The organism is Bordetella sp. FB-8 (assembly GCF_000382185.1).
Taxonomy (GTDB): Bacteria; Pseudomonadota; Gammaproteobacteria; order Burkholderiales; family Burkholderiaceae_B; genus Bordetella.
Genome location: NZ_KB907784.1, coordinates 2,261,914 through 2,278,365, shown reverse-complemented (window position 1 = coordinate 2,278,365; position 16,452 = coordinate 2,261,914). Strand labels below are relative to the sequence as shown.

Below are 16,452 nucleotides of genomic sequence, written 5' to 3'. Positions count from 1 at the left end.
TGCCTTATTGCTGCCCCGCCATGGCATTCATCTTCGGGGCGTCGATGCGCATTTGCGGCACGCCGTAGTGCTCGAGGATCTGCTTGTCTATGCCCTGTTTCGCAATACCCTGGAACGCGAGCAGCAAAGCCTTGGAGAGCGGTTCATTGTTCTTGTTCACGGCCGCGCCGTGATAGCCGGGCTCGAACAGATCGCCGGTCAATTCAGCCTTGCCGCCCGAAGCGCTGACGATATTGGCCGCGATGGCGTAGTCGATGCCCATCGTATCGATCCGCCCGGTGCGCAGGGCCAGTTCCGACGCGCTGGCCGAAGGATAGCTCTGCACGCTCACGGCAGGCTTGCCGGCCTGGGTACAGGCCTCGGATTGCTTCTGCGCGATGGCAAGCGAAAGACTGCCGGTAGGTCCGCCCGCAGTGGTGCCGCACAGGTCCGCCACCGAGTGGATGTTCTTGGGGTTGCCCTTGGCGACGATCAGCTGCTGGCCGGTCTTCGTGTAATCAATGAAGGTGACCTGTTTTTCCCGCTCGGCGGTATCCGAGAAGTCGGACATGGCCACGTCCAGGCGTCCGGAGGTCAGGCCGATCACCATGGAGCCGAAATCGGTGTTGATGAGCTTGATGTGCAGGTTCAGCGCCTGGCCCAGGGCCTGCATGAAGCTGGATTCGATGCCGGTAATGCCGTCGTCCTGCCGGAAAAGGTAGGGCGGCAGCGTGGTCTCGCCGCCGATGGTCAGATAGCCCCTTTCCTTGATTTCCTTGGGCAGCGCGGCAATCGCCGCTGCGTCGGGCGCGGCCTGGGCGATTCCCTTGTTGATCACGAAACCGTCGGCATCGTTCTGGGCGCTGGCCGAACCGGCGCAGCCCAGCGCGGTGATGCAGGCGAACGAAATTGCGCAAACTGCCTTGAATCCACTTTTTTTGGACATGATTTTTATACCCCTTGGTTGAAAGAATGAATGGCCTGGCGCAGCGGGCGCATCGGCGTCAGCTCCGGATTTCGCAGCCCAGGCGGACCAGCGCCGCATCGACCCAGGAGCGATCGTCGCGGCCCTGGGCAATCGCCGTCATCATGCCTTGCTCGGCGTCATGCTTGGCCTTGGCCAATTGATACAGGATCTGCGCCTGGTCGACCGGCACGCAGACGACACCGTCTTCGTCGCCGCAAATCAGGTCTCCCGGGTGGACGATCATGCCGTCCAGCGAAATCGGAACATTGATTTCGCCCGGGCCGTCTTTGTAAGGGCCTCGATGCGTGACGCCGGCCGCGTAGACAGGCAGATGCCCGAGCTGGATCGCGCCGGCGTCGCGGATTGCGCCGTTGATCACGAATCCGGCGATCTGGCGCTTGATCGCCATGGCCGCCATCAGCTCGCCGATGATGGCATTGGTCAGGTCGCCGCCCGCATCGACCACAATGACGTCGCCGGGCGCGGCCATACTCAAGGCCTTGTGCACCAGTAGGTTGTCGCCCGGGCGGGTTTTCACCGTCAGCGCGGCGCCGGTCAGCTTGTCGCCCGCGTGCATGGGACGCAGACGCGGGCCGCCTGCGCTCATGCGCGACATGCAATCGCTGATATTGGCCACGGGAATGTCCTTGAAACGCGCCACCGTGCTTGCGTCGACACATCGCTCGCGCGCAACTATCCGAAATCCGATCGCCATCTCTTTTTTGCTCCATCGAAAAATATCGATGCCTTGCCTATCACCGTGACAAGACATTTTGTTTTCATTTTCCGCAAGCGTACTGATCTTGATTCATTTCCAAAAGCGAATTTTCTATTTCTTTTATCATCACTTTTTTTCATGTATAGAATATTCTCCCATTCGACAGAAACGGATGCGCCACGCAGGGAGCCGGAAAATTGATTACGTTCAAGCAGGTTGAAGCGCTGTACTGGATCGCGGAACTGGGCAGCTTCGAGGCGGCCGCCCTGCGGCTGAACACCACGCAATCGGCCATCTCCAAGCGCATCCAGGAGCTGGAAAGCCGCTTCGACCTCGAGATATTCGATCGCAGCCGCCGCACCGCCTGCCTCACTCCCAAAGGCGAAGAGATTCTGCATACGGCGCGGCAGATGCTGGACATGCGCGACGGCCTGCTGGCGCAGCTGGGCGCACAGGAAGCGGTGTTCCATCGGCTGCGGCTGGGCGTGACCGAGCTGACGGCGCTGACCTGGCTGCCGATGCTGGCGGACCGGCTGCGCAAACGGTACCCGAAACTGGAGATCGAGCCGGAGGTGGGGCTGAGCCGCACCCTGTACGAGCGGCTCGCGGATCGCACGATCGATCTGATCATCGTGCCCGATGTCTTCGCCGACCCGCGCTACTCGGTAGCGCCCCTGGGCAAGGTCGAGAACGCCTGGATGTACGCCGACGGCGTCATGCCGGCCAAGCGCGTCTTTGCGCTGCACGAGATCGCGCAACAGACCGTCATCGTCCAAGGCAAGGATTCAGGCATGGGCATCTCGTACAGCCAGTGGTTTCGCACACACGGCATCGACACGCCCAAGACGGTCGTCTGCAGCAACCTGGTGGCGCAGATCGGCCTGACCGTATCGGGACTCGGCGTCAGCTACCTGCCCAAGGCCTGCCTGTCGCACCTGACCGATCAGGGCGTCTTGCGCACGGCCAAGACAACGCCGGCATTGCCCAAAATCCATTACGTCGCCATGTACCCCTCTGCCCGCCCCTCCGATTTTCTCGGCGAGGTGGCACGCATGTGCCAAGCCTGCTGCGATTTTTCCCAGCTGGTGCTGCAGGCGCACTGAATGAAAAAAGGCGACCGATACGATCGCCTTTTCCAATTTCTGCAAGCCGGACGTCGATCGTTCAGGCCGCGCGTTCTTCCAGAATGGCCACGGCAGGCAGCACCTTGCCTTCCAGGAACTCCAGGAACGCCCCGCCGCCGGTGGAGATGTAGCCGACCTGTTCGCCGATGCCGTACTTGGCAATGGCGGCCAGCGTGTCGCCGCCGCCCGCGATCGAGAAACCCGCGGCGTGGGCGATGGCCTTGGAAACCGTTTCGGTGCCGTGCGCAAACTGCTCGAACTCGAACACGCCCACCGGGCCGTTCCAAACGATGGTCCCGGCGCGGGCAATGATATCGGCCAGCACCTGCGCGGTCTTGGGGCCGATGTCGAAGATCATGTCGTCGGCCTGGACCTCATCGGCGGCCTTGGTGACCGCCGCCGCGTCGGGGCTGAACTGCTTGCCGCACACCACGTCCACCGGGATCGGCACGGCGGCGCCGCGCTGCTTCATCATGTCGATGACGGCACGCGCCTGCTCGATCTGGTCGGCCTCGGCCAGCGACTTGCCGATGGGCAAGCCCGCCGCCAGCATGAAGGTGTTGGCGATACCCCCGCCCACCACCAGCTGGTCGACCTTGCCGGCCAGCGATTGCAGGATGGACAGCTTGGTCGAGACCTTGGAGCCGCCGACGATGGCAACCAGCGGACGCCTGGGATCGTGCAGCGCGCGGCCCAGCGCTTCGAGCTCGGCTTCAAGCAGCGGACCGGCGCAAGCGATAGGCGCAAAGCGCGCAATGCCGTGCGTGGTGGCCTCGGCACGATGCGCCGTGCCGAAGGCATCGTTCACATACACATCGCACAAGGCGGCCATCTTGCGTGACAACGTCTCGTCGTTCTTCTTCTCTCCCTTGTTGACGCGGCAGTTCTCCAGCAGCACCACCTCGCCCGGCGCGACCCCGATATGATCGACTCCGCCGTCGACCCAGTCCTGCACCAGCCGCACCGGCTTGCCCAGCAGCTCGGACAGGCGCTTGCCCACCGGCGCCAGCGTGTCATCGGGTCCCAGCGTACCTTCGGTGGGGCGCCCCAGATGCGAGGTGACCATCACCGCCGCGCCGGCCTTCAAGGCCAGCTCAATGCCGGGCACCGAGGCGCGGATGCGCGTGTCTTCCGTGATATGGCCCGCGTCGTCGAACGGCACGTTCAGATCGGCGCGGATGAAGACGCGCTTGCCGGACAGCGCGCCGGACTTGGCCAACGCGGTAAGGGTTTGGACTTTTGACATCCCATCACTCCCATACGGAGCCGAGGCCCCCGGAGCAATCCGAAGCGCGGGGCGGCCATCCGCAGCTGCGGAAGCGGCGAGCATCGGAATTGCGCAGGGCAGCCTCGGCGGATTAAGAACCTAAATGGATCAAGAAAAATGGCCGGCGCATGAAACATGCATGCCGGCCATTCGACAAGTCACCCAATCAGCACGAAGCCTACTTGGCCGCCATCAACGCGCAAGCCGTATCCAGCATGCGGTTCGAGAAGCCCCACTCGTTGTCGTACCAGGACGACACCTTCACCAGGCGGCCCGATACCTTGGTCAGCGTCGCATCGAAGGAGCTGGAGGCCGGGTTGTGGTTGAAGTCGCTCGAGACCAGCGGCGCGGTGTTGTAGGCCAGGATGCCCTTGAGCTCGCCGTCCGCGGCAGCCTTCAGGATCGCGTTGACCTCCTCGACCGTCGTGTCGCGCTTGGCGATGAAGGACAGGTCGACGATGGACACGTTAATGGTGGGTACGCGGATGGCAAAACCGTCGAGCTTGCCGTTCAACTCGGGCAACACCAGGCCTACCGCGGCGGCGGCGCCGGTCTTGGTGGGGATCATATTGTGCGTGGCCGAGCGCGCGCGGCGCAGGTCTTCGTGATAGACGTCGGTCAGCACCTGATCGTTGGTGTAGGCATGCACCGTGGTCATCAGGCCGTTCTCGATACCCAGCTTGTCGTGCAGCGGCTTGACCAGCGGGGCCAGACAGTTGGTGGTGCAGGAGGCGTTGGACACGACCGTCATGGCCGAGGTGAGCACCTGCTGATTCACGCCGTACACCACGGTGGCGTCCACGTCCTTGCCGCCGGGGGCCGAGATCAGCACCTTCTTGGCGCCGCCCTTCAGGTGCGCGCCGGCCTTTTCCTTGGACGTGAAAAATCCCGTGCATTCCATCACCACGTCCACGCCCAGCTCGCCCCAGGGCAGCTCGGCCGGGTTGCGGTTGGCCAGCACGCGGATCTTGTCGCCGTTGACGACCATGAAGTCGCCGTCGACCGAGACTTCGCCGGGGAAGCGGCCGTGAGCCGTGTCGTACTGCGTCAGGTGGGCGTTGGTCTTGGGATCGCCCAGGTCGTTGATGGCGACGATCTCCAGATCGTGCTTCTTGCCCGACTCGTAGTGGGCACGCAGCACATTGCGGCCGATGCGGCCGTAGCCGTTGATGGCGACGCGGATGGTCATGACAGGCTCTCCTTGGGAGTTTGAATTACTTGCGAGATTGCAAAAGCCGCTTGACGGTCTCGGCCACCTTTTCGGCGGTCAGCCCGAAGAACTTGAACAGGGCGCCGGCGGGCGCGGATTCGCCGTAGCGGTCGATGCCGATGACGGCGCCGTCCAAGCCCACGTACTTGTACCAGCCCGAGGTGCAGCCGGCTTCGATGGCCACGCGCGGCAGGCCGTCGGGCAGCACCGAGCGCTTCCACTGGGCGCTCTGCTTGTCAAAGACGTCGGTGCTGGGCATGGACACCACGCGCACGGCCAGACCCTCCATGCGCAGGATTTCCTGCGCGTCCAGCGCGATACCGACCTCGGAACCGGTGGCGATGATGACGGCCAGCGGGGCATTGCCCTCGCGCAGCACGTAGCCGCCGCGCGCAATGGCGGCGCGCGTCTTGTCGTCGCGCGGCACGAAAGGCAGGTTCTGGCGCGACAGCAGCAGCGCCGTGGGTCCCCCGTCGCGCACGGTCATGCCGGTGCTGACAGGGCGCCGCACCGCGGCCTCCCAGGCCATGACGGTTTCGACCGTATCGCAAGGACGCCAGACTGAGAGGTTGGGAATCAGGCGCAGGCTGGCCGCATGTTCGATGGATTGGTGCGTGGGGCCATCTTCGCCCAGCCCGATGGAGTCGTGGGTAAAGACATGCACCACGCGCTGCTTCATCAGGGCAGCCATGCGGATGGCATTGCGCGAGTAATCGGAGAAGGTCAGGAAGGTGCCGCCGAAAGGCAGGTAGCCGCCGTGCAGCGCCACGCCATTCATGATGGCGGCCATGCCGAACTCGCGCACGCCGTAGTTGATGTGGCGGCCCAAAGCCACGCCGCCAGTCTCGGCGGCGCGCACCGGCTGCACGCCCTTCCAGTCGGTGAGGTTCGAGCCGGTCAGATCGGCCGAGCCGCCCAGCATCTCGGGCAGCAAGTTGACCAGCTCGGCGATGGCGTATTGCGAGGCCTTGCGCGAGGCCACGGTCTCGGCCTTGCTGTGGGTATGGTTGACGAAGGCCTGTACGCGCTCGATGAAGCCCGGGGGCAATTCGCCCTTCATGCGGCGCAGAAACTCTGCAGCCTCGGTGGGGTGGGCGATGGCGTATTGGTCGAACGCCATCTGCCATTCGGTTTGCCTGCGCAGGCCGGCGTCGCGGGCGTTCCAGGCATCGTAGACCGGTTGCGGAACCTGGAAGGGGCCGCCCTGCCAGCCCAACGCGGCACGGGTCGCGGCGACCTCGGCCTCGCCCAGCGCGGCGCCATGCACGTCATGCGTGCCCGCCTTGTTGGGCGAGCCCTTGCCAATGACGGTGCGGCACATGATGAGGGTGGGCTTGAGGCTCTGCGACTTGGCCGCCGCGACCGCGGCGTCGACCGCAGCAACGCTGTGGCCGTCGACGTTGCGGATGACGTTCCAGCCGTAGGCTTCGAAGCGTAGGGCCGTATCGTCGGCGAACCAGTGCTGCACATGGCCGTCGATGGAAATGCCGTTGTCGTCGTAGAAGGCGATGAGCTTGGACAGCTTGAGCGTGCCGGCCAGCGAACAGACCTCGTGCGAGATGCCTTCCATCAAACAGCCGTCGCCCACGAACACATAGGTGTGGTGATCGACGATCTTGTGACCGGGGCGGTTGAATTCCGCAGCCAGCAGCGACTCGGCCAGCGCCATGCCCACGGCATTGCCCAGGCCCTGACCCAGCGGACCGGTAGTGGTTTCGACACCGGGGGTAACGCCGACCTCGGGATGGCCGGGCGTCTTGGAATGCAGCTTGCGAAAGCGCTGCAGCTCTTCGAGAGGCAGGTCGTAGCCGGTCAGGTGCAGCAGCGCATAGAGCAGCATCGAGCCGTGTCCGTTGGACAGCACGAAGCGGTCGCGGTTGGCCCAGGACGGGTCGGCCGGATTGTGGCGCAAGTGCTTGGTCCACAGCGCCTGGGCGATTTCGGCCATGCCCATGGGTGCGCCCGGGTGTCCGCTATTGGCTTGTTGCACGGCGTCGATGGCAAGAATGCGTATGGCGTCGGCCATGGCGGAGGAAGTGGGCAGGCTCATGAGGCGGGAATCATAGAAGTGAAAGCCGGAACCGCAAGGGGTTGGAACCGCCCCTTGGAACCCCCTCGGAACACGCCCTGGGAAGTTCGGATTCAAGCTCGGGAAAGCTCACGATTTTACCACCCGCGCCGGCCCCGCCCCGGCAGCCTGTTATCGTTGCCGGACTCGCCCCGATCGACCCGTTTCCGGCCATCCATGCCCCGCTTCTACTGCCCCGTCCCGCTCGCTCCAGGCGTGCGCCTGCCCCTGCCCGATGCGCTCGCGCACCACGCTGCGCGCGTATTGCGCCTGCGCGACGGCGCCGCCATCACGCTATTTGACGGCTCGGGCGGCCAATACCCGGCGGTGCTGCGCATCCAGGACAAGGAGGTCTGGGCCGACCTGGGCGATTTCGATGCCCGCGAAGCCGAATTGCCGGGCCGCATCACACTGGTACAGGGCCTGCCCGGCGGCGACAAGATGGACTGGGTGGTGGAAAAGGCCGTGGAACTAGGCGCCGCGGCGCTGATACCCGTCCAGGCCCGACGCAGCGTGGTGCAGCTTTCCGCGGAGCGGGCCGACAAGCGCCGCGCGCATTGGCAGCGCATCGCCCAGGCCGCGGCCGAACAATGCGGCCGCAACCGGCTCATGGACATCGCCGCCCCCCAGTCCCTGGAAAACTGCCTGGCGCAGCCCGCCGCCGGACTGCGCCTGTTGTGCCATCCCGAAGCCGATGCCACCCTGGCCCAGGCGCTGGCCCCGCTGGCCGGCCGAGCGCAGGCCAACCTCAGTCTGCTGGTCGGCCCCGAGGGCGGGTGGTCGGAGGATGAATTGCAGGCTGCACGACGCACCGGCGCGCAGGCCGTGCGCCTGGGCCAGCGGGTGCTGCGCTCCGAGACGGCGGGCCTGGCCTTGATCGCGGCTGCAAGCGCCCTGCTGGGCTGGTAGCCGCGTCGGCGGCACGTTTGAACGCACGCGTTTCCTAGCTTTCGCCGTAGGGCGCGGCAGCCACACCCGGCTCGGCCTCGGGGTGCTCGCCGGCGTGCTCGATCACATAGGAAAACACGCGACCGTTCTCGCTGGCGAACTGGACCACATCGGCGCATACGCCGTCGATCAGGGTGGCATCGTCAGCCAGGGCCGGGTCGCCCGAATGCAGCCGGTAAAGCCACAGCACGACGCCCGATTTATTATCGAACACGGTATCGCACAGGCAGTCGTAGAGCGCGTCCATGTCGCCGCCGAAGAATTCGGGGAAGTCCACGGCCTTGGCGATGGCGCGCAGCACGGCCGAGCGGCTGCGGGCGCGATCGCAGTCGGCGACCAGCAAGGACAGGCCCAACTCCTGCGTGGCGACGACCATGTCCTGTTTGTCCAGACCATCGCAGTCGATCGCACCACCCTTGCGCAATTGCCGCAAGAGGGTAGATTGGCTGTTCCGCATCATGCCTATGCCTCCCTGCAGATCGGTGTCGATACGCGCCGCCACGTCAGCGGCACTCGGACAATACACCGAGTCCGCGAAAAAAGGTATGTGCCCGCGCGCGGTACCGGCCGCAAGCCACGACTACAATGCGGCATTCGCTACGCTTTACGTGTGTTTTCCATGTCCCAGCTTGCCGACCGCGCCCTCTCTTTTCCCACGTTTCACGCTGTTTCGCTGTTCAAGGAGGCCCTGGCGCTGGCCGCATCCGGGAGGTCCATCATCAATATGGGCATCGGCGAACCCGACTTCACCGCACCGCCCAGCGTGGTCGATGCGCTGGCGCGCGCATCCCGGGCCGGCCTGAGCGCCTACAGCGCGCCGGCCGGCATCCCGGCGCTGCGCGAAGCCATCGCCCGCTATTACGCGCAGCACTTCGGCGCCCACGTCGACCCGGCCCGCGTCATCGTCACCTCCGGCGGTTCGGGCGCCCTGATGCTGGCGTGCGCCGTGCTTGTCGACAGCGGCGCGCAGGTTCTGCTGCCCGACCCCTGCTATCCGGCCAACGGCAATTTCATCGTGGCCGCCGGCGGCCGCCCGAAGCAGGTTCCCACAACGGCGGCCAATCGCTTCCAGATGACGGCGCAGGACGTTCGCGAACACTGGGGTCCCGACACTCGCGGCGTGCTGGTCGCCTCGCCCAGCAACCCCACCGGCACCAGCATCGCCCCCGACGTGCTGGCCGAACTACTGGCCGAAGTGCGCGCGCGCCGCGGTTACGTCCTCATGGACGAGATCTACCTGGGCCTGTCCTACGAAGGGCGGGTCAAATCGGCCCTGACGCTGGACGACGACCTGGTGGTCATCAACAGCTTCTCCAAGTACTTCCACATGACGGGATGGCGCCTGGGCTGGATGATCGTGCCCGAACGCATGGTAGAGCTGATCGAGCGGGTCGGCGCCGCCCTGGCCATCTGTGCCCCCACGCTGGCCCAGCATGCCGCCCTGGCCTGCTTCGAACCCGAGGCCATGGCGATCTACGAGGAACGCCGCGAGGCCTTCCGCCAGCGCCGCGACTTCCTCGTCCCCGCGCTGGAAAAGCTGGGCATCGCGGTTCCGGTCAGGCCGGACGGCGCCTTCTACGTCTACGCGGACATCGCCGGGCTGGGCCAGGACAGCGTGGATTTTGCCTACCGGCTGCTGCGCGAGGCCGGCGTCTCGGCCCTGCCCGGTGCCGATTATGGCCCGGCGCCGCATGGGCGCCATACCATGCGTTTTTCCTACTGCGTGGGCATGGAGGCGCTGCAGGAGGCCGTGCACCGCATCGGCCGGCTGCTGTAGGCGAATCCCGGAGCGCTGCCGCCGACAAAAATAAGGGCGGCTCGCGGGCCGCCCCTTCAACGTCACAGGGCGGATCAGTTGTTGCGGCTCAGCGCCATGCCCGAGGCCAGGGCCAGGCGGCGGCGCTCGGCCTGAACGCGCTCGGCATAGCCGTCGTCCACCGACGTGCCCTCGTAGCAAGCCAGGCCAGCGGCCACGGAGCCACGCTGACTGATGCAATCGCGCAGGATGGTCGAACCGACGATGATGTTGGATACCGGATCCAGCGGATTAGCGTTGCCCCTGCCCTGTTCGGCCAGGTTGACGAATTTGTCCTTGTGGATGCGCGGCATCACCTGCATGAGCCCCTGGGCGCCCTTGGCGCTCTCGGCCATCGGGTTGTAGCTGGACTCGACGGCGATCACCGCCAGGACCAGCAGCGGATCGAGCTTTTTCTCGTGGGCCACGCGGAAAGCGGTGTCGACCAGCGTTTCGGTAGCGTTATAGGCCACCTTGTACTTGCGCGAGATATAGCTGCGCAGCGATTGAGCCTGTGGCCCGGAAGGGATGATCGCCGCCACATTGACCGGACGGCCGACCGCATGCCGCACCGAACCCGGCAGGGTGGTGACAGTGCTGTCGGAAACGTCCGGCACGGCCATGGCCACGGTCGCGGCGCTGTCGCCAGAGGGAACGGCATCATTATCCGCCGCGAACTGCATGGCGGATTCGGGAGCGAGGGCAGTCAACAAGGCTCTGTGCACCTGTAGCGCCTGGTCGCGCAGACCGGGCAAGGCAAATCCCATGCTGACCGTGACGATGACCGCAATGCCGAGATAGACGGAACTAATGCGCAGCCATTCAGCCAGCTGGTGGTGCACTCCTTGGGCCAGGCGCCTGAATAAGCCGGCCATTGACGCATCAGTCATGAGACCTCCTGCGTAGAAGTGAAGAGAGGGCGCATGTTAACCACAAAGCATCGGGATAAATGTAACAATGTCTACCAGAATTTGTACGGGGACACATACCTCTCCTCCTCTCCCTCCCCAGGGACAGGAACGATTCGAAACTCACATCCAGAAACAACACTGCTACACTGGAACGCGCTGAAATCGCCCTTTTCCCTTGAAATAAGCGACTGATTCATAAGGTATTTGTGAAATACAAAGATTTGCGGGACTTCGTCTCCCAGCTCGAGAGCCGAGAGGAACTCAAGCGCATCGCCGCTCCCGTCTCCACCCGTCTCGAAATGACCGAGATCGGCGACCGCGTACTGCGTGCCGGCGGTCCGGCCCTATTGTTCGAGAACGCGCAGCACCATGGCAGCCAGGCTGGCATGCCGGTGCTGACTAATCTGTTCGGCACGCCCCGCCGGGTGGCCTGGGGCATGGGTGCCGAGGACGTCGGCGCCTTGCGCGAGGTGGGCGAGCTGCTGGCCTCGCTGCGCGAGCCCGAGGCGCCCAAGGGCCTGCGCGATGCCTTTGCCAAGGTGTCCATGCTCAAGTCGGCCCTGTGGGACATGAGCCCCAAAACCGTCCGCAGCCCGGCCTGCCAGGAAATCGTCTGGGAAGACCGGGACGTGGATCTGACGCGCCTGCCCATCCAGACCTGCTGGCCGGGCGACGTGGCGCCGCTGCTCACCTGGGGCCTGGTGGTCACCCGCGGCCCCAACGCCAAACGGCAGAACCTGGGCATCTATCGGCAGCAGCCCATCGCGCCCAACAAGCTCATCATGCGCTGGCTGTCGCACCGTGGCGGCGCGCTGGACTTTCGCGACCATGCGCAAGCCTATCCGGGCCAGCCCTTTCCCATCGCCGTCGCCCTGGGGGCGGACCCGGCTACCCTACTGGGCGCGGTCACCCCGGTGCCCGACAGCCTGTCCGAGTACCAGTTCGCCGGCCTGCTGCGCGGTTCGCGCACCGAGACGGCCAAGGCCCTCGGCAGCGAACTGTCGGTGCCGGCCTGGGCCGAGATCGTGCTGGAAGGCCGCATCCTGCCGGCCGACGATCCGGGCGCGACGGCCCCCAGGGTGCCCGATGGCGCAACGCCCCCGCCCAATACCGGCTACGAAATGGCGCTGGAAGGCCCCTACGGCGATCACACCGGCTATTACAACGAGCGGGACTGGTTTCCGGTGTTCACCGTGGACCGCGTCACCATGCGGCGCAATCCCCTCTATCACTCCACCTATACCGGCAAGCCGCCCGACGAACCAGCCGTGTTAGGCGTGGCCCTGAACGAAGTATTCGTGCCGTTGCTGCGCCGGCAGCTACCTGAAATCATTGATTTTTACCTTCCGCCCGAAGGCTGCAGCTACCGTTTGGCGGTGGTGTCGATCCGCAAACAGTACGCCGGCCACGCCAAGCGGGTGATGTTCGGGCTGTGGAGCATTCTGCGCCAGTTCATGTACACCAAGTTCATCGTCGTGGTGGACGGGGACGTGAACGTGCGCGACTGGAAGGAGGTGGTCTGGGCCATGACGACCCGGATGGACCCGGTGCGCGACACATTGCTGGTGGAGAACACGCCCATCGACTACCTGGACTTCGCTTCGCCGGTGTCCGGGCTGGGGGGAAAAATGGGACTGGATGCCACGAACAAGTGGCCGGGCGAGACGAGCCGCGAATGGGGTACGCCTATTCGGATGGACGAGAACGTGAAGAAGCGCGTCGACGCGATGTGGGACGAACTGGGTCTTTGATTACGGGCTCGCGCCCGGCACGCCAGGCCTTGTATAGCTCCCAGCCGGCCAGGCCTATCGTGACGGCGCGCAAGACGCCGCGGCTGCCTATTCTGCCTAGCAAGAGGGATGACAGCGCCGAACCCAACACCGGGTGACGCTTGGCCAGCGCTATCAGTTGGCTCGGCAGCGATTCCCACCCGCCATTTTTTTCGAACCCCAAGCTGGACAGTGCCATGCGCAGCAGCATGCCCGGACGCCAGGCCTGGGTGGCCTGAGCCAATTGCCCTGCCAGGGTTTCGCGTTCGAGGGCGGCGCGGGTGCGCAGCAGCTCGATGCGTGCCTGGCGGTCGGCGCGATTGGAAAACCGACCCATTTCAGGCCTCCTGCTCGGCCGATAGGTCGGCGCGGCCGGCGTCGGCGCGGCCGGCGCGTTCCAACGCGGCAACGTCGCGCTCGAGCACCTCGAGCGTCGCGGCAAAAGGCATGGGCCGATCAACCAGTTCGCGCCGCACCTTATAGAGCAAGACCAGGCCGACCGCTGCATACAGGCCTCCCAGGCAGACCAGCGCGAGATAACGGTGTTCGGTAGGCCAGAAAGCCAGCGCGACGGCGGCGGTGAAAACCAGCAGAGCCAGGGTCAGCAATAACAAGGCAGCAGCAGCCAGGCCCAAAAGGACAACCAATCGCGACTTTTCCTCGGCGGCCTCGATCGACACGAGCTCCAGCCGCGTGCGAACCAGCCCCAGCAGACTGGAGGGCAGGCCTCCCAGAGATCGGCGCAGGTTCATGGCGCGGCGGTCGAAGAAAGACCGATCAGCGGCGGCTGATCAGCATGCCGATCAGCAGGCCCGCGCCGGCAGCGATACCGATGGCCTGCCACGGCTTGTCGTGTACATAGTCGTCGGTGACGCGGGCCGCAAGCCGGCCTTTCTGGAAGACGGCATCCTGCGCGTCGTAGAGCGTATCGCGGGTGCGCTTAAGCGCAGCCATGGCCCGCTCGCGCAGCTCGGCAGCCTTCTCGCCGGTCATGCTGGCGGCTTGGCGCAGCAGTTCCTCGGCATCGTCGAGGCTGGTCTTGGCGGTATCGATCAGCCTTTCCTTGATTTCGTCGGTCTGGGTCGCGGTCATATCTCAGCTCCTTGAAACAATGTAAGCCAGGCCATGATAGCAGTGACCAGGCAACTCTTCGAAGGTGTACACCCATCGAGGTTGCTACGGCTTGCTACGGGCCGTCAGCGCAGCTGCGTGAGCGTCACGCTGGAGCGGCCATCGTCTTGCGCGATGTCCTGGCGCACCACCAGGCCGAGCTTGGGGCAATACCAGTCGGTCACCGTGCTGCGTACGCCGGCGATAGGCAATACGAGTCCGCTGAGCGACAGCTTGACTGGATCGGTGGAGCGCGAATACGTGATGGGCAGGCAGGACTGGCTGCCGCGGGGCGTATCCATGGCGCGCGCGGCTCCGACAGTCTTGGGGCCAATATGCACGGTGACGGCGGGCTGCCGGCCCACCGGCGAATCGGATCCGATGTTCAGACGATAGGAGGCGCCCGGCAAGCGCTGGCCCTTGCGCAACTGGTCGTAGGCAAACAGGCCCAGCATGCGCAGATCGAACTGACCGTCGCGCGGCGCCGCCTCGCCCGCCTTGCCATAGGGCACGAAGGACGCCTGGCCGCCGTGGACCGTCATCAAGTAATCGAGCCGGGTCGAACCGGTGGGGATGCCCAAGTAGACGAAGCTGGCCGAACCCTGTACGCGCGCCCGGCACTGACCGGGGCCGGGCCGGGTCACGTCGGAAAACGCCAGGTCGGCCGACAGCGTCGTCGGCCCCTGGCCGGTGAACTGCGCCGCCCCGCCGTCATGCATGAAGGCCGCGTCACAGACGCCCGCGTGCGCCACTGCCGCGCCCACAGACAGCGACACGGCGAGCATCGACCTGTATAACCATTTGCCATGTGCCGTCACGGCCTGCTCCCGATAAATTGCTTGTGCACCGCTCCGGCGGCCATGCTGCCCCCGGACGGTTCCATACTACACCCAGCCCGTCGGCGCGCCGTCCGCCTTGCTGTACGCCGATAGCCGTACACACTATGACGTGCAGCCAGGCAGTTCAAATCACCTCCGGGTATATACATTCAACAAAACCTCCATTGTGGGAATATCAATATCACCTTTATGCTGTGCCACAGCAATTGAGCACCCGATTCTCCACGGCATTCCATGAAACTTTTCCCTCTTTTTGCCGATCTGCAAGACCGGCACGTGCTGGTCGTGGGCGGCGGTAATGTCGCCGCCCGCAAGGCCCAGTCCCTGCTGGAAGCCGGCGCCCAGGTAGCGGTCGGCGCTCCTGCGCTCGATACCGCGCTCGCCGAGCTGGCCGCCGCGGGCCGCCTGACCCATCTGCGCGGCAGTTTCGAGCCGGCCTGGCTGGACGGCGCCTGGCTGGTCATCGCGGCCACCGACGATCGCGCCGTAAACGCGGCCGTGCACGCCGCTGCGCAAGCTCGCCAGGTTTTCTGCAATGTCGTCGACGACCCGCAACTCTCGTCGTTCCAGGTGCCTTCCATCGTCGATCGCTCCCCGCTGATGGTGGCGATCTCCTCCTCCGGCGTTGCGCCGGTGCTGGCGCGCCGCCTGCGCGAACGGATCGAGGCGCTGCTGGATCACGCGCTGGGGCCTCTGGCCGAACTGGCCGCCCGCTACCGCACCCGCATCCGCAGCGCACTGCCCGAGCTGGGTGCGCGCCGCCGCTTCTACGACTGGCTGCTCGACGGCCCCGTCGCCAGCCTGCTGCGCAGCCGGCAGGCCGATGCCGCCGAAGCCATCCTGAACCAGGCGCTCGCGCAACCCCAGGTCTCGTCCGCGGGCCGCGTCGTGCTGGTGGGCGCGGGTCCCGGCGATCCGGGTCTGCTGACGCTCAAGGCCTTGCGCGCCTTGAACGAGGCCGACGTGATCCTCTACGACCGCCTGGTCAGCCAGGCCGTGCTGTCGCTGGCGCGCCGCGATGCCGAGCGCATCGAGGTGGGCAAGCGGCTGGGCGAGAACCACGAGGCCACGCAGGCCCGCATCCATGCCCTCATGGCCGAACATGCCCGCGCCGGCCAGCACGTGGTGCGCCTGAAGGGCGGCGATGCTTTCATCTTCGGACGCGGCGGCGAAGAGCTGGAGTATCTGCGCGAGCAGGACGTGCCGTACGAGGTGGTGCCGGGGATCACCGCGGCGCTGGCGTGCGCGGCTTACGCCGGCATTCCGCTCACGCACCGCGACCACGCCCAGTCGGTGCGCTTGGTCACGGCGCATTGTCGCGAGGACGAGGACGCATTGGACTGGGACGGCCTGGCGCGCGGCCAGCAGACGCTGGCTTTCTACATGGGCGTCAAGCAGCTGGATCTGCTGTCGCAGCGGCTGATCGCGCACGGCCGCGCGGCCGGCACGCCGGTGGCGCTGGTGGAAAACGGCAGCCGCCCCGAGCAGCGCGTCATTTCGGGCACGCTGGGGGAATTGCCTGCGCTGGCGCAGCGCCATTCAGTGCAAGCGCCCGCGCTGCTTATCGTGGGCGAAGTGGCAGGCTTGGCTCGCACGCTACATTGGTATGGGCGTCATTTGACAGCTGAGGGCTGAAGCGATGAGGTCCTTGCCCCGTCCTGCGTCCATCGGGCATGCCCCTTTCCGCTTCGAAGTGACGGATTCGGCCGCCGCCTTAGGCGGCCGAAGTTCCTGCGCGACTGCCCCG

General features: G+C 65.5%; 16 protein-coding genes. 5 read left to right on the top strand and 11 right to left on the bottom strand.

The window, feature by feature from the left end:
• Nucleotides 1–4: 4 nt before the first annotated feature.
• A complete protein-coding gene (locus H143_RS0110965) occupies nucleotides 5–925 on the bottom strand; it encodes an ABC transporter substrate-binding protein (RefSeq protein WP_019938292.1) in 921 nt (306 codons plus the stop codon).
• Nucleotides 926–983: 58 nt separating this feature from the next.
• Nucleotides 984–1,661, bottom strand: a complete 678-nt coding sequence (locus H143_RS0110960) for an RraA family protein (protein ID WP_019938291.1) — start codon at nucleotides 1,659–1,661, stop codon at nucleotides 984–986.
• 200 nt (nucleotides 1,662–1,861) lie between these two features.
• Here H143_RS0110960 and H143_RS0110955 point away from each other — a divergent pair, with 200 nt between their 5' ends.
• A complete protein-coding gene (locus H143_RS0110955) occupies nucleotides 1,862–2,767 on the top strand; it encodes a LysR family transcriptional regulator (RefSeq protein WP_019938290.1) in 906 nt (301 codons plus the stop codon).
• Nucleotides 2,768–2,828: 61 nt separating this feature from the next.
• Here the strand turns inward: H143_RS0110955 and H143_RS0110950 are convergent, their stop codons facing one another.
• The 3 genes from H143_RS0110950 to tkt form a co-directional block, all read right to left on the bottom strand.
• The gene (locus H143_RS0110950; RefSeq protein WP_019938289.1) at nucleotides 2,829–4,034 is read right to left on the bottom strand and encodes a phosphoglycerate kinase; all 1,206 of its coding nucleotides are present in this window, start codon (nucleotides 4,032–4,034) and stop codon (nucleotides 2,829–2,831) included.
• Nucleotides 4,035–4,233: 199 nt separating this feature from the next.
• Nucleotides 4,234–5,244, bottom strand: a complete 1,011-nt coding sequence (gap, locus tag H143_RS0110945) for a type I glyceraldehyde-3-phosphate dehydrogenase (RefSeq protein ID WP_019938288.1) — start codon at nucleotides 5,242–5,244, stop codon at nucleotides 4,234–4,236.
• Nucleotides 5,245–5,269: 25 nt separating this feature from the next.
• Entirely contained in the window at nucleotides 5,270–7,315 is a 2,046-nt protein-coding gene (tkt, locus tag H143_RS0110940) for a transketolase (protein WP_019938287.1), read from the bottom strand.
• 195 nt (nucleotides 7,316–7,510) lie between these two features.
• Between tkt and H143_RS0110935 the strand changes: the two genes are divergently transcribed.
• The gene (locus H143_RS0110935; protein ID WP_019938286.1) at nucleotides 7,511–8,242 is read left to right on the top strand and encodes a 16S rRNA (uracil(1498)-N(3))-methyltransferase; all 732 of its coding nucleotides are present in this window, start codon (nucleotides 7,511–7,513) and stop codon (nucleotides 8,240–8,242) included.
• A 34-nt stretch (nucleotides 8,243–8,276) separates the two neighbouring features.
• On the opposite strand, the gene H143_RS0110930 is transcribed toward H143_RS0110935, so the two are convergent.
• Nucleotides 8,277–8,741, bottom strand: a complete 465-nt coding sequence (locus tag H143_RS0110930) for a barstar family protein (protein WP_026349940.1) — start codon at nucleotides 8,739–8,741, stop codon at nucleotides 8,277–8,279.
• Nucleotides 8,742–8,900: 159 nt separating this feature from the next.
• Here H143_RS0110930 and H143_RS0110925 point away from each other — a divergent pair, with 159 nt between their 5' ends.
• Nucleotides 8,901–10,058: a pyridoxal phosphate-dependent aminotransferase gene (locus H143_RS0110925; RefSeq protein ID WP_019938284.1), complete on the top strand. Its 1,158-nt coding sequence runs from the start codon at nucleotides 8,901–8,903 to the stop codon at nucleotides 10,056–10,058.
• Between the two features lie 74 nt (nucleotides 10,059–10,132).
• Here H143_RS0110925 and H143_RS0110920 read toward each other — a convergent pair whose 3' ends face one another.
• A complete protein-coding gene (locus H143_RS0110920) occupies nucleotides 10,133–10,966 on the bottom strand; it encodes a lytic transglycosylase domain-containing protein (RefSeq protein WP_026349939.1) in 834 nt (277 codons plus the stop codon).
• A 227-nt stretch (nucleotides 10,967–11,193) separates the two neighbouring features.
• Between H143_RS0110920 and ubiD the strand changes: the two genes are divergently transcribed.
• The gene (gene ubiD / locus H143_RS0110915) at nucleotides 11,194–12,738 is read left to right on the top strand and encodes a 4-hydroxy-3-polyprenylbenzoate decarboxylase (protein ID WP_019938282.1); all 1,545 of its coding nucleotides are present in this window, start codon (nucleotides 11,194–11,196) and stop codon (nucleotides 12,736–12,738) included.
• Here ubiD and H143_RS0110910 read toward each other — a convergent pair.
• The 4 genes from H143_RS0110910 to H143_RS0110895 form a co-directional block, all read right to left on the bottom strand.
• On the bottom strand, nucleotides 12,674–13,093 hold the full coding sequence (locus H143_RS0110910) for a hypothetical protein (RefSeq protein ID WP_026349938.1): 420 nt from the start codon (nucleotides 13,091–13,093) through the stop codon (nucleotides 12,674–12,676). The genes ubiD and H143_RS0110910 overlap by 65 nt on opposite strands.
• A 1-nt stretch (nucleotide 13,094) precedes the next feature.
• The gene (locus H143_RS0110905; RefSeq protein WP_019938281.1) at nucleotides 13,095–13,508 is read right to left on the bottom strand and encodes a phage holin family protein; all 414 of its coding nucleotides are present in this window, start codon (nucleotides 13,506–13,508) and stop codon (nucleotides 13,095–13,097) included.
• Between the two features lie 25 nt (nucleotides 13,509–13,533).
• Nucleotides 13,534–13,848: a YqjD family protein gene (locus H143_RS0110900; protein ID WP_019938280.1), complete on the bottom strand. Its 315-nt coding sequence runs from the start codon at nucleotides 13,846–13,848 to the stop codon at nucleotides 13,534–13,536.
• Nucleotides 13,849–13,952: 104 nt separating this feature from the next.
• Nucleotides 13,953–14,651, bottom strand: a complete 699-nt coding sequence (locus H143_RS0110895; protein ID WP_019938279.1) for a hypothetical protein — start codon at nucleotides 14,649–14,651, stop codon at nucleotides 13,953–13,955.
• Nucleotides 14,652–14,939: 288 nt separating this feature from the next.
• On the opposite strand from H143_RS0110895, the gene cysG reads away from it, so the two are divergent.
• Nucleotides 14,940–16,340, top strand: a complete 1,401-nt coding sequence (cysG, locus tag H143_RS0110890) for a siroheme synthase CysG (protein ID WP_019938278.1) — start codon at nucleotides 14,940–14,942, stop codon at nucleotides 16,338–16,340.
• Nucleotides 16,341–16,452 lie beyond the last annotated feature (112 nt).